The 12,898-nt window shown below is 71.0% G+C and carries 10 protein-coding genes; 8 read left to right on the forward strand and 2 right to left on the reverse strand.

Annotated features, from left to right (window positions below):
* Positions 1–391 precede the first annotated feature (391 nt).
* From ACZ7D7_RS27825 to ACZ7D7_RS27860, 8 genes are all read left to right on the forward strand, one after another.
* Positions 392–4,105 carry a sensor histidine kinase gene (locus ACZ7D7_RS27825; protein ID WP_470827793.1) on the forward strand — a complete coding sequence of 1,238 codons (3,714 nt, stop codon included), beginning with the start codon at positions 392–394 and terminating at the stop codon, positions 4,103–4,105.
* 9 nt (positions 4,106–4,114) lie between these two features.
* Positions 4,115–4,528 carry a roadblock/LC7 domain-containing protein gene (locus tag ACZ7D7_RS27830; protein WP_279551389.1) on the forward strand — a complete coding sequence of 138 codons (414 nt, stop codon included), beginning with the start codon at positions 4,115–4,117 and terminating at the stop codon, positions 4,526–4,528.
* A gap of 111 nt (positions 4,529–4,639) precedes the next feature.
* Positions 4,640–5,035 (forward strand): DUF742 domain-containing protein, encoded by a 396-nt coding sequence (locus tag ACZ7D7_RS27835; protein ID WP_159535968.1) that lies wholly within the window; start codon positions 4,640–4,642, stop codon positions 5,033–5,035.
* Positions 5,016–5,591, forward strand: coding sequence for a GTP-binding protein (locus ACZ7D7_RS27840; RefSeq protein WP_470827796.1), 576 nt, complete (start codon positions 5,016–5,018; stop codon positions 5,589–5,591). Before ACZ7D7_RS27835 ends, ACZ7D7_RS27840 begins: the two co-directional genes overlap by 20 nt.
* Before the next feature lie 377 nt (positions 5,592–5,968).
* Entirely contained in the window at positions 5,969–9,196 is a 3,228-nt protein-coding gene (locus tag ACZ7D7_RS27845; protein ID WP_470827797.1) for a sensor histidine kinase, read from the forward strand.
* 10 nt (positions 9,197–9,206) lie between these two features.
* Positions 9,207–9,620, forward strand: a complete 414-nt coding sequence (locus tag ACZ7D7_RS27850; protein WP_004983065.1) for a roadblock/LC7 domain-containing protein — start codon at positions 9,207–9,209, stop codon at positions 9,618–9,620.
* A 94-nt stretch (positions 9,621–9,714) separates the two neighbouring features.
* A complete protein-coding gene (locus tag ACZ7D7_RS27855; protein WP_470827799.1) occupies positions 9,715–10,287 on the forward strand; it encodes a DUF742 domain-containing protein in 573 nt (190 codons plus the stop codon).
* A complete protein-coding gene (locus ACZ7D7_RS27860; RefSeq protein ID WP_026243582.1) occupies positions 10,268–10,849 on the forward strand; it encodes a GTP-binding protein in 582 nt (193 codons plus the stop codon). Before ACZ7D7_RS27855 ends, ACZ7D7_RS27860 begins: the two co-directional genes overlap by 20 nt.
* A 173-nt stretch (positions 10,850–11,022) precedes the next feature.
* Here the strand turns inward: ACZ7D7_RS27860 and ACZ7D7_RS27865 are convergent, their stop codons facing one another.
* Positions 11,023–11,220: an acyl-CoA carboxylase subunit epsilon gene (locus ACZ7D7_RS27865; RefSeq protein WP_470827802.1), complete on the reverse strand. Its 198-nt coding sequence runs from the start codon at positions 11,218–11,220 to the stop codon at positions 11,023–11,025.
* A gap of 57 nt (positions 11,221–11,277) precedes the next feature.
* Positions 11,278–12,861 (reverse strand): acyl-CoA carboxylase subunit beta, encoded by a 1,584-nt coding sequence (locus tag ACZ7D7_RS27870; RefSeq protein WP_470827804.1) that lies wholly within the window; start codon positions 12,859–12,861, stop codon positions 11,278–11,280.
* Positions 12,862–12,898: the final 37 nt, after the last annotated feature.

The following is a 12,898-nucleotide window of genomic DNA, read 5'->3' on the forward strand; positions in this document are numbered from 1 at the left end:
CGGACATTGCCCGCCTGAACCCACCATTCCGCTCCTGATCATGGCGACTGGGACACCAGACGCCCCACGGCAACTCGCGGGTATAGGTCCGTTTTGCCGTGGATCACTTTCTACGTCCGGTGACACGGCACTCACAAGGCGTCACGGTCGTCACGGGCTCGCCCACGGGCCTTGTTGGAGATCCTGCACTGTGCTGGAATTCCACGGACCGCCGCAGGATCGAGCCGGCGCACAGGGGGCGCAACAGAACGCGCCGAGTGGCGGCGAGAAGGGGGAACCAGCGCCGGTCACTCACGACCACCATGGGGACGTTTTCAGGGCGGCCCCAAGACGCCGACACCGTCTTCGCCGTTCACGCGGCGGGACGCCTGGTCCAGAGGTTGCGACGCTAGTGCAGGGACGTTTCAAGAGGGATGGCAGCGCTTCGGCGGAGCCGGAGCACGGCGGGACTGGCCCGATGGCCGGCAGCTCCTCGCCCCAGCACGCCCAGAACCCGGGCCAGTCCGGCGACGGCGGTGAGCGCCCCGGGCGCCCCGGCGCGTCCTCGTCCGGCTCCGCGCCGGCCCCCGCGACCGTCAAGAATCCCAGCGGCCCCGGCTCCCGCGTGGCCCTGCGCAACTGGCGCATCTCGACCCGACTGGTGTCGCTGCTCGCGCTGCCCGTGGTCGCGGCCACCTCGCTGGGCGCGCTGCGCATCAACCAGTCCATGGACGACATCCAGCAGCTCGACAACATGAAGCTGCTGACGGACATGACGAAGCAGGCCACCGAGCTGGCCGCCGCGCTCCAGGAGGAGCGCGACCAGTCGGCCGGTCCGCTGGCCCACGGCTCGAAGGCCACCGGCTTCACCGTCAAGGGCTACCGCGACAAGACCGACCGCGCCCTGGACAACTTCCTCACCGCCTCCGAGGAGGTCGACAACGCGGCCAAGGACGGCAACCTCCTCGGCGTCCGCGACAGCCTCGTCGGCCTCGCCACGGACCTGAACACCCTCAGCAAGATCCGCGCCAGCGCGTACGAGGCCGAGGACAACTCCACGCAGACGGTCGAGGCCTACCACCGTCTGATCACCCACCTGCTCGACCTCTCGCAGGACATGTCCGAGGCGACGAGCAACCCGGAGATGATCCAGCGCACGCGCGCGCTGTCGGCGTTCTCCTCCGCCAAGGAGTACGCCTCGATCCAGCGCGCCGTGATCGCGGCGGCCCTGCCCGCCAGCGACAACACCTTCGGCAACCTTTCCGAGAACGACCGGCTCTACGCCGAGTCGGCCCTGCAGAGCCAGACCTCGGAACTGCGCAGCTTCAAGAGCATCTACGGCGACGAGAACGCCGAGGAGCTGCTGAAGCCCATCAACGAGGGCAACCCGACGATCGAGTCCACCGACACCTACGCCAGCCGCGCGCTGAACCGCGCGGGTTCGCTGAAGTCGCTGGAGAAGCGGTCCTACCTGGACTGGGTCGACGACAGCTCGACCAAGATCGAGCAGATGAAGAAGATCGAGCACACGCTGCTCGAGGACATGGAGCAGAAGGCCCGCGAGCTGCGCAGCGCCTCCGAGCGCGAGGCGATCATCTCCGGTGCGCTGATCCTGCTCGTCCTCGGTGTGTCGCTGGTCGGCGCCTTCGTCGTGGCCCGCTCCATGATCCGCTCGCTGCGCCGCCTGGAGGAGACCGCGACGCGGGTCGCCCAGGACCGCCTGCCCGAGCTGGTCAAGCAGCTGTCCGAGTCCGACCCGCAGGACGTCGACACGTCCGTGGAGTCGGTCGGTGTGCACTCCCGGGACGAGATCGGCCGGGTGGCCGCGGCGTTCGACGACGTGCACCGCGAGGCGGTCCGCCTCGCCGCCGAGCAGGCCCTGCTGCGGGGCAACGTCAACGCGATGTTCACCAACCTCTCGCGCCGCTCCCAGGGTCTGATCCAGCGCCAGCTGTCGCTGATCTCCGAGCTGGAGTCCCGCGAGGCCGACCCGGACCAGCTGTCCTCGCTGTTCAAGCTGGACCACCTCGCGACCCGCATGCGCCGTAACGGCGAGAACCTCCTCGTCCTCGCGGGCGAGGAGCCCGGCCGCCGCTGGACCCGCCCGGTCCCGCTGGTCGACGTGCTCCGCGCCGCGGCGTCCGAGGTGGAGCAGTACGAGCGCATCGAGCTGGCCGCCGTGCCGACCACCGAGGTGGCAGGCCGGGTCGTCAACGACCTCGTGCACCTGCTCGCCGAGCTGCTGGAGAACGCGACGTCGTTCTCCTCGCCGCAGACCAAGGTCAAGGTCACCGGTCACGCGCTGCCCGACGGCCGGGTGCTGATCGAGATCCACGACACGGGTATCGGTCTGTCGCCGGAGGACCTGGCGGCGATCAACGAGCGGCTCGCCTCGCCGCCCACCGTGGACGTCTCCGTCTCCCGCCGCATGGGTCTGTTCGTGGTCGGCCGCCTCTCGCAGCGCCACGGCATCCGCATCCAGCTCCGCCCGTCCGACTCCGGCGGTACGACCGCGCTGGTCATGCTGCCCGTCGACGTCGCCCAGGGCGGCAAGAAGCCCCAGCCCAAGCAGGGTCAGCAGTCCGGTGGCGGTCCCGCCGCCGCGCAGGCCGCCGCCGGTGTGGCGGCCGCCCGCCGTGCGGCCGGTCAGGGCGGTGGACCCGGTGGCGCGCTCGGTTCCGGCGGTCCCGGTGGCGGCGCGCTCGGCGCCGGTCCGTCCGGCGGTGGCCGGCTCGGCGCCGGTCAGGGTCCGCGCGCCGCGCTGCCCGGCCGGGACGGCGCTCGCCCGGGTGCGCCGGGCGGCGCACGCGGCCCGCAGGGCCCCGTTCCTCCCCAGCAGCGTCCGGCTCCGGCCGGCGCGGGCGCCGGTTTCGGCGCGCAGGCCCCGGGTGCCCCGCAGGGCCTGCAGGCGGCCGCTCCGAACGGGCCGCAGGGCATGGGGGCCAATGGGCCGCACGGCGGCGACCAGGACGCGTTCGCCGGCCGGCAGCGCGGCGGCAACGACGAGCAGGGCCGTCGCCCGCAGCTCCCGCCGCGCGGTGGTCCGCGTGCCGAGCTGCCCGGTGGCAACCCCCAGCCGTCCCGGCCCAGTTGGAGCGACGAGAACGCCCAGCCGCCGGTGCCGCGCGCCTCGCTGGACGCCCCGCGCGGCCACGACGAGCAGGACTCCGGCCGCACCTCGCGCATGCCGCGGATCGACGACCGGCAGGGTCCCGGCTCGACGGCCGAGATCCCGGTGGTCCCGCGTCACGACGAGCGGCAGGGCCCCGCGGGCGACTTCGCCCGCCCCGACCACGCCGCTCCCGAGAGCCCTCACGACGCGGGTCGGTTCACCCGTCCCGGCACGGAGTCCCAGCAGGGCGGCGGCCAGTTCGTCCGCCCGGACGTCTTCGGTGCCCCGGCCGTCCGGGACAACGGGTCCTCGACGGGCCAGTTCGCGGCGCCGCAGGCCTACGACGCCGGTTCGGCCGGCCAGTTCGCCGGTCCGGGCCAGGACAGCGGCTCGACCGGCCGGCACGCGCTGCCGGGCCGCGGAAACGGGGCGGACACCCCGCAGGGCGCGGGCGACTTCCAGCGGCCCTCGGGCGGCACGCGCGGCGGCTTCGACTTCGGCGCCTCGCGCCCGTCGGCCCCGCAGCGGCCGGCCCGCCAGGACCCGGAGGCGCTGCCCCCGGCCGGTCCCGGTGACGGTCGTACGCCGCTGTACGACACGCTGGAGACCAACTGGTTCCACGGCGCGGGGCGGCAGGAGGCGCAGGAGCAGAGCAACGGCTCCGCACCGGCGTCGCCGCAGCAGCCGGAGGCCCCCACGGGCCCGCAGCGTCCCGGCGCCACCCCGTGGCGCAGCTCGCCGAACGACGATCTCGTACGGCAGGCAGAACGAGTGCGGCAGCCGGCCGCCGGTGGCGTGACCACCTCCGGCCTGCCGCGTCGGGTGCCCAGGGCGAACCTCGTCCCGGGCACGGCTCAGCAGCAACCGCACCAGAGCGGTCCGCAGGTCTCGCGCGCGCCCGACGACGTGCGCGGCCGGCTGACCAATCTGCGTCGGGGTATCGCACAGGGTCGTCAGGCCGGGTCCGGCCAGACCGGCAGCTTCCCACGGCCCACTCACCAGCAGGAGCGTTAGTTGAGCCCGATGAGCCAGGCGGCACAGAACCTCAACTGGTTGATCACCAACTTCGTGGACAACACCCCAGGGGTGTCCCACACCGTCGTCGTGTCCGCCGACGGTCTCCTCCTGGCGATGTCGGAGGGCTTCCCGCGCGACCGCGCCGACCAGCTCGCGGCGGTCGCCTCGGGGCTGACCTCGCTGACGGCCGGGGCCTCCCGGATCTTCGACGGCGGCACGGTGGCACAGACGGTCGTGGAAATGGAACGGGGGTTCCTCTTCCTGATGTCCATCTCGGACGGATCGTCGCTCGCCGTACTGTCGCACCCGGAGTGCGACATCGGCCTCGTCGGCTACGAAATGGCGCTGCTGGTCGACCGCGCGGGCGCGGTGCTCACGCCAGACCTGCGCGCCGAGCTCCAGGGAAGTCTGCTTCACTGATCGGCCCCGGCACCACCCGTCTCACGAAATCACCGTCCGGCCGCCACAATCCCCCCACCGGCCCTGTCAGACGGCACGACTGACCAACCTGCTGTCCCGTCCGGAGGATTCATGACCCCGCCCACCGCCTCTCATGATCCGTACGCGGAGCCGTACGAGGACGAGGGCGACCAGCCGCTGGTTCGTCCGTACGCGATGACCGGCGGCCGGACCAGGCCGCGCTATCAGCTCGCCATAGAGGCGCTGATCAGCACGACGGCCGACCCGGCAGCACTCATGGGGCTGCTCCCGGAACACCAGCGCATCTGCCACCTGTGCCGTGAGGTGAAGTCGGTCGCCGAGGTGTCCGCGCTGCTGAACATGCCGCTGGGCGTGGCCCGGATCCTCGTCGCGGACCTGGCTGAGGCCGGTCTCGTCGCGATCCACCAGCCCGGCGGCGACGAGACGACCGGTGCGCCGGACGTGACACTGCTCGAAAGGGTGCTCAGTGGACTTCGCAAGCTCTGACGGGGGCCGCGCGACCACCTCGGCGAAGATCGTGGTGGCGGGCGGTTTCGGCGTGGGCAAGACCACGTTCGTGGGCGCCGTTTCGGAGATCAACCCGCTGCGCACGGAGGCCGTCATGACGTCCGCCAGCGCGGGCATCGACGACCTGACCCACACCGGGGACAAGACCACCACCACGGTGGCCATGGACTTCGGCCGCATCACGCTCGACCAGGACCTGATCCTGTACCTGTTCGGCACGCCGGGCCAGGACCGCTTCTGGTTCATGTGGGACGACCTGGTGCGCGGCGCGATCGGCGCGGTCGTGCTGGTGGACACCCGCCGGCTGGCCGACTGCTTCCCGGCCGTCGACTACTTCGAGAACAGCGGCCTGCCGTTCGTCGTCGCGCTGAACGGTTTCGACGGCCAGCAGCCCTACGCACCGGAGGAGGTGCGGGAGGCGCTGCAGATCGGCCCGGACACTCCGATCATCACGACGGACGCCCGGCACCGCGCCGATGCCAAGGACGCGCTGATCACTTTGGTGGAGCACGCGCTGATGGCGCGGCTGCGCTAGCACCAAAACTGAGGCGAAGTACGGCAGTTGCCGTAGGGGCCCCGGAGCCGGCTGTGTCCTTGGACACGGTCGGCCCCGCTGTTCATAACGTTTCGGCAGAGGATTCCGCAAAGGCCACCACTCGACGCGGTCGGGTGGTGTCGCTGCGCTCACAAATTGCCTGCCTTTTGCCGCCCCTCGCTCTTTATGCCCGTTTTATCTGGGCGTCGCGCCAGCGGCAATGTCTCCCTTGCCATGTTTGGTGGAGGGCAGGAGACCGTGCTGGAATGCCTGAACTGCCCAATGGTCAACGACGTACTCAACAGTCGGTGGCGCCCTGGGCTCTGAGACACTGCGGCACAAAGTCAGGTGCCGACCGCCGAGAGGTTGTTGGTCGAGTGAGGCGAAGCAAGAACAGTCCCGAGCCGTCGGCCCGGGGCAACTTCACCCCGCCGCCGCGCACAGCGGCGCCCGCTCCCGTGCCCGGTTCGGAGCCGACGCCCCCGCCCGCCCCGAGCGGCGGCCGCATCTCCCCGCGCAACTGGCGCGTGGCGACCCGGCTCAACGCGATCCTCCTCATACCCGTGCTGGTCGGCCTCGTCATGGGCGGCTTCCAGGTCAAGAGCTCGATCGACACCTGGCGGGACGCCGAGGACGCCAAGAGCACCGCACGTCTCGTGCAGGCCTCCCTCACCTACGGCAACGCCCTCTACATCGAGCGCGACGCGACGGCGGCCCCCCTGCTGAAGGGCAGCGCGCAGAGCGCCGCGGACAAGAAGACCGTCGAGACGCTCCGCAAGAACACGGACGAGGCGGCCGACGCCTTCGACAAGGCCGCGCAGAACATGCCGGACAAGGCCGGTCTGGAACGCCGTCTGAAGCTGTTCCGCGAGGTGGAGCCGAGGCTCCAGGCGCTGCGTGCCGCCGCCTACACCTCCAAGCTCAAGGGCGTGGAGACCGAAGAGGGCTACGTCCAGATCGCCCACCCCCTGATGGAGTTCGCCAACGAGCTCGGTCTGGGCACCGGCAACATCACCTCGTACGGCCGTACCGTCTACGCGATCTCCCTGACCAAGGCCGCGCTGTCGCTCCAGCGCTCCATCGGCATGCACATGCTGGAGAAGCCGGGCCCGACCGACAGCCAGCTCGCCAGCCAGCGCGTCGCGCTCTCCTCCTACGCCTACCTCGAGCGCATCGCCATCGAGGAGTACCTCGGCGGTGGCACCCAGGCGGACGCCGACAAGCTAGCGCGTGCCGAGGAGCAGCTGAAGGAGGACGGCGCGCGGCAGGCCGCGGAGGCCAAGCGCAAGAACCCCGACTACGTGCCGCCGCCCGCCGACCCGAAGACCATGATCGGGGAACTGGCCAGGCTGAGCAGCACGGACGAGAGCGCCCGCGCCCAGCTCGCCCAGCGCGGCATCTCGTCGGCGAACTGGTGGGCGGTCAACACGCTCAAGTTCGACGCGTACCGGCAGATCGAGTCCGACCTCGCCGACACGGCGGTGGCCGAGGCCTCCACGATCGCCGACGACGCCCAGCGCGACGCCTACATCACCGGCGCCGCCGTCGTGATCGCCCTGCTCGCCGCGTTCATCCTGGCCGGCATGGTGGCCCGCCAGATGAGCCTCGCGATGCGCCGGCTGCGCAACGCCGCCTTCGGCATCGCCGAGCAGCGCCTGCCGATGCTGGTCGACCAGCTGTCGCGCACCGACCCCGGCCGGGTCGACACCCGGGTCGCGCCCATCCCGATCACCACCACCGACGAGATCGGCGAGGTCGCCCGCGCCTTCGACCAGGTCCACCGCGAGGCGGTCCGGCTCGCCGCCGAGCAGGCCCTGCTGCGGGGCAACATCAACGCGATCTTCACCAACCTCTCGCGCCGCAACCAGTCGCTGATCGAGGGCCAGCTGACCCTGATCACCGACCTGGAGAACAACGAGGCCGACCCGGACCAGCTGGAGAACCTCTTCAAGCTGGACCACCTCGCGACCCGTATGCGCCGCAACGGCGAGAACCTCCTGGTCCTCGCCGGCGAGGAGCCGGGCCGCCGCTGGGACCAGCCGGTCCCGCTGGTCGACGTGCTGCGCGCCGCCTCCTCCGAGGTGGAGCAGTACGAGCGCATCGAGCTGTCCGGTGTCCCGGAGGCCGAGATCCACGGCCGCGCCGTGACCGACCTCGTGCACCTGCTGGCCGAGCTGCTGGAGAACGCGACGACGTTCTCCTCCCCGCAGACCAAGGTCCGCGTCACCGCGACCCGGCTGCCCGACGGCCGCGTGATGATCGAGATCCACGACAAGGGCATCGGCCTGACCGCCGAGGACTTCGCGGACATCAACCACAAGCTGGCCAACCCGCCCACCGTGGACGCCGCGATCTCGCAGCGCATGGGCCTGTTCGTGGTCGGCCGGCTGTCCGACCGGCACGGCATCCGCGTCCAGCTGCGCCCCTCCGGCGAGCAGGCCGGCACGACGTCGCTCGTCATGCTGCCGGACGCGATCACGCACGGCGGTGGCGGCGAGGGCCAGATGGCCGGCGACGAGTTCACCGTCTCCCAGATCATCCCGGAGCAGAACTTCGGCGGCGAGGACTTCGGCCGGCCGATGCGCACCGCGGCGGAGCTGGGCTTCGACGACAGCCGCTACTCCGACGTCCCCGACGACATCCGCGAGCTCGACCCCGTCGGCCGCTCCCTGATGCGCGAGGAGCGCCGCGCCGCCCTGGAGCAGGGCCGCGACCAGGACGACTCGCAGCACGGCCACGAGAGCGCCGAACAGGCCGCCTACGCCGACGAGTTCGGCGGACAGCAGCACGGCTACGACGACGGCCGCGGCGGCTACCAGGGGCAGAACGCCGGGTACGACCAGCAGCAGGCCTACGAGGAGCCGCGGCAGCAGGCGTACGACGACACCTACTACGCGCCGAACGGCGGGGTTCCGCAGCCCGACGCCTACGCGCCGAACGGCGGCTACCCGGAGCCGGGCTACGCCGAGCCGGCCCAGGACGGCGCCCGCGCCGCCGGCGGCGAGACGTACGCCTCCTACGAGGAGTCGTCGTACCAGGACGACTGGCCGCAGCAGAACGGCTACCAGAACGGGTATCCGAACCAGTACCCTTCGGATGCCCCGGAAGCGGAGTCCGGGCAGGCCGGTGACGCGCGTGACCAGGACCACGTAGGCTTCGACCGTCCGGGACCGGCTCCTTCCGCCGTCCACGAGCTGACCGACGCCGGACTTCCGCGCCGCGGCTCCACCGCGAGCGGCACGAACGGCACGGGCGGAGCGCGGCAGGCGAACCAGGAGCCGTCGGCCCCGGCGGCGGCGAGCAACGGCGACAGCGGCTGGCGATCGGCGAACGACGAGCGCTGGCAGCAGGCCTCGCAGCTCCGCAAGCCCAAGGCGGGCGGGGTCACCTCCTCCGGCCTGCCGCGGCGGGTGCCCAGGGCCAACCTGGTCGAGGGCTCCGCCGACACCACCCCCCAGGGAGGCCCGCAGGTCTCCCGTGCCCCGGAGGACGTCCGGGGCAGGCTGAGCAACCTGCGCCGCGGTGTCCAGCGAGGCCGCAGCGCAGGCAGTGAAACGAACGGCCAGGGCTTCGGTCCTGACAGCACCTACAACCAGGAGCGTTAGTGTGAGCCCGATGAGCCAGGCGGCACAGAACCTGAACTGGTTGATCACCAACTTCGTGGACAACACCCCGGGGGTGTCCCACACGGTGGTGGTCTCCGCCGACGGACTCCTTCTGGCGATGTCCGAAGGCTTTCCCCGCGACCGCGCCGATCAGCTCGCGGCCGTCGCCTCCGGTCTGACGTCTCTGACGGCAGGCGCTTCCCGCATCTTCGAGGGCGGCAGCGTGAACCAGACGGTTGTGGAGATGGAGCGGGGATTCCTCTTCATCATGTCCATTTCCGACGGTTCGTCGCTCGCGGTTCTCGCACACCCGGAGGCGGACATCGGCCTCATTGGGTACGAGATGGCACTTTTGGTCGACCGCGCCGGTACGGTCCTGACGCCCGACCTTCGCGCGGAGCTCCAAGGGAGCCTGCTCAACTAACAGACGGACGGTGCGTTTTGGCGTCCCGTGGCCGTAAGGTTTCGGGACGCGGCTACCACAGCGATGGGTGCCAGGCACGTCGGAGGAGGAGAAAGTGGCAACACCCCCAGGCGGTTCGCCCTCGGGCAACTGGTCGTACGGCCCTGCCCAGGGCCCGAACGACGGTTCCCAGAACCGGTACAACTTCCCCTCCACCCCGAGCCACCGGCAGCCGTACGCGCCGCAGGGCCCCGGCCCGTCGCCGTACGACCAGCCGCCCGCGCCGCGCATCCAGCCCGTGCAGCCCCCGCGCCGCGATCCCGAGCCGGCGCCCGCCGGGTCGTCGAACAACCCTCTGGTGCGTCCGTACGCCATGACGGGCGGCCGCACCAGGCCGCGTTACCAGCTCGCCATCGAGGCGCTGGTGCACACCACCGCGCAGCCGCACCAGATGCAGGGCCAGCTGCCCGAGCATCAGCGGATCTGCAACCTCTGCCGAGAGATCAAGTCGGTGGCCGAGGTCTCGGCTCTCCTCACGATCCCCCTCGGCGTGGCCAGGATCCTCGTCGCCGACTTGGCGGAGGCGGGACTGGTCGCCATCCATCAGCCCGGCGGCGACGAGAACGCCGGCGGCCAGCCAGACGTGACACTGCTCGAAAGGGTGCTCAGTGGACTTCGCAAGCTCTAGCGGAGGGCCTTCCCGCTCCACCACGTCCGCGAAGATCGTGGTGGCGGGCGGCTTCGGCGTGGGCAAGACCACGTTCGTCGGCGCCGTCTCGGAGATCAATCCGCTGCGCACGGAGGCCGTCATGACGTCCGCTTCGGCGGGCATCGACGACCTGACCCACACCGGGGACAAGACCACCACCACGGTGGCCATGGACTTCGGCCGCATCACCCTGGACCAGGACCTGATCCTGTACCTGTTCGGCACCCCCGGTCAGGACCGCTTCTGGTTCATGTGGGACGACCTCGTGCGCGGCGCCATCGGCGCGGTCGTCCTCGTGGACACCCGCCGACTCGCCGACTGCTTCCCCGCGGTCGACTACTTCGAGAACAGCGGCCTGCCGTTCGTCATCGCCCTCAACGGCTTCGACGGGCAGCAGCCGTACAACCCCGACGAGGTCCGTGAGGCGCTGCAGATCGGCCCGGACACCCCGATCATCACGACGGACGCCCGGCACCGCGCCGACGCCAAGTCGACGCTGATCACGCTGGTGGAGCACGCCCTGATGGCGCGCCTGCGCTAGTCGCCCGCCGGCCGGTCGGTTCCGGTCGTGCACAGCCCCCCGTGGCCACGGGGGGCTGTCGCGTCGCGGGGCGGGGCCGGGCGGTGCGTGCGGGCGGTACGCAGGGCTCTCCGGGCACGGAAGAGGGCCCCTCCTGTGTGAGGAGGGGCCCTCTTCCGTGTGCGTGCGTGCCGTCAGCGCCAGCTGTGCGGGGCGCGGAAGCCCGGCTCGCGCTCCAGGCGGCGCCAGCCGGCGCGGAGGCGGCCGCGGTGGGCCGGTCCCGCCGTCTCGGTGGGCCGGGCCGCCGCGCGCGCCAGGAGGATGGCCGTGATGGCGGCGACTTCCTCGGGGTCGGCGTGGCCCTTCTCGACGCGGATGTCAGGCGTGTCCATGAGTGTCAGTCTCCGTGAGAGAGGGGTCCGCGGGGTTGCCGCGGTGGGTCCGCCGGGTTACTGGGGCGGGTTGCCGTGTTTGCGGGAGGGCAGGTCGGCGTGCTTGGTCTGGAGCATGGCGAGGGAGCGGGCGAGGACTTCGCGGGTTTCGGCGGGGTCGATGACGTCGTCGACGAGTCCGCGTTCGGCCGCGTAGTAGGGGTGCATCAGCTCGGCCTTGTACTCCTTGACCATCTTCTGCCGCATGGCCTCGGGGTCCTCGGCCCCGGCGATCTGCCGGCGGAAGATGACGTTGGCCGCGCCCTCCGCGCCCATCACCGCGATCTCGTTGGTGGGCCAGGCGTAGGTGAGGTCGGCGCCGATGGACTGGGAGTCCATGACGATGTAGGCGCCGCCGTAGGCCTTGCGCAGGATCAGCGAGATGCGGGGAACGGTCGCGTTGCAGTAGGCGTACAGGAGCTTCGCGCCGTGGCGGATGATGCCGCCGTGCTCCTGGTCGACACCGGGCAGGAAGCCGGGGACGTCGAGGAACGTGAGGATCGGGATGTTGAACGCGTCGCACATCTGCACGAAGCGCGCGGCCTTCTCGGACGCCTCGATGTCCAGCACACCGGCCAGCGTCTGCGGCTGGTTGGCGACGATGCCGACGACCTGGCCGTCCAGCCGGGCCAGCGCGCAGATGATGTTCCGCGCCCAGCGCTCGTGGACCTCCAGGTAGTCCCCGTCGTCGACGATCTCCTCGATCACCTTCGCCATGTCGTACGGACGGTTCCCGTCCGCCGGCACCAGGTCCAGCAGGACGTCGGAGCGGCGCTCGACGGTGTCCGTCGACTCGTGACGCGGCGGGTTCTCCCGGTTGTTCTGCGGGAGCATCGACAGCAGGTACCGCACCTCGGCGAGGCAGGTCTCCTCGTCGTCGTAGGCGAAGTGGCACACGCCCGAGGTCTCGGCGTGCACGTCCGCACCGCCCAGACCGTTCTGCGTGATCTCCTCACCGGTGACGGCCTTGACGACGTCCGGGCCGGTGATGAACATCTGCGAGGTCTCACGGACCATGAACACGAAGTCCGTCAGGGCGGGGCTGTAGGCCGCGCCGCCCGCGCACGGGCCGAGCATCACACTGATCTGCGGGATGACGCCCGAGGCCTTGGTGTTGCGCTGGAAGATGCCGCCGTAGCCGGCGAGGGCCGAGACGCCCTCCTGGATGCGGGCGCCCGCGCCGTCGTTGAGGGAGACCAGCGGAGCACCTGCCGCGATGGCCATGTCCATGATCTTGTGGATCTTCGTCGCGTGCGCCTCGCCCAGCGCGCCGCCGAAGATCCGGAAGTCGTGCGCGTAGACGAAGACCGTCCGGCCCTCGACCGTCCCCCAGCCGGTGATCACACCGTCGGTGTAGGGCTTCTTGGCCTCCAGGCCGAAGCCCGTCGCCCGGTGCCGGCGCAACTGCTCGACCTCACGGAAAGAACCAGGATCGAGAAGAAGCTCGATACGCTCCCGAGCCGTCAGCTTCCCCTTGGCGTGCTGCGCCTCGGTCGCCTTCTCACTCGGCCCGGCCAGTGCCGCCGCACGGATGTTGTGCAGTTCGGCCACCCGCCCGCGCGCGTCCGTCGGCTCACCCGGCGCCTCTTCCAAAACGGTCATGTAGTGACCATACGAAGCGCGGCAAGAAAAGCGGGCC

It is taken from the genome of Streptomyces sp. NPDC037054 (assembly GCF_055606745.1).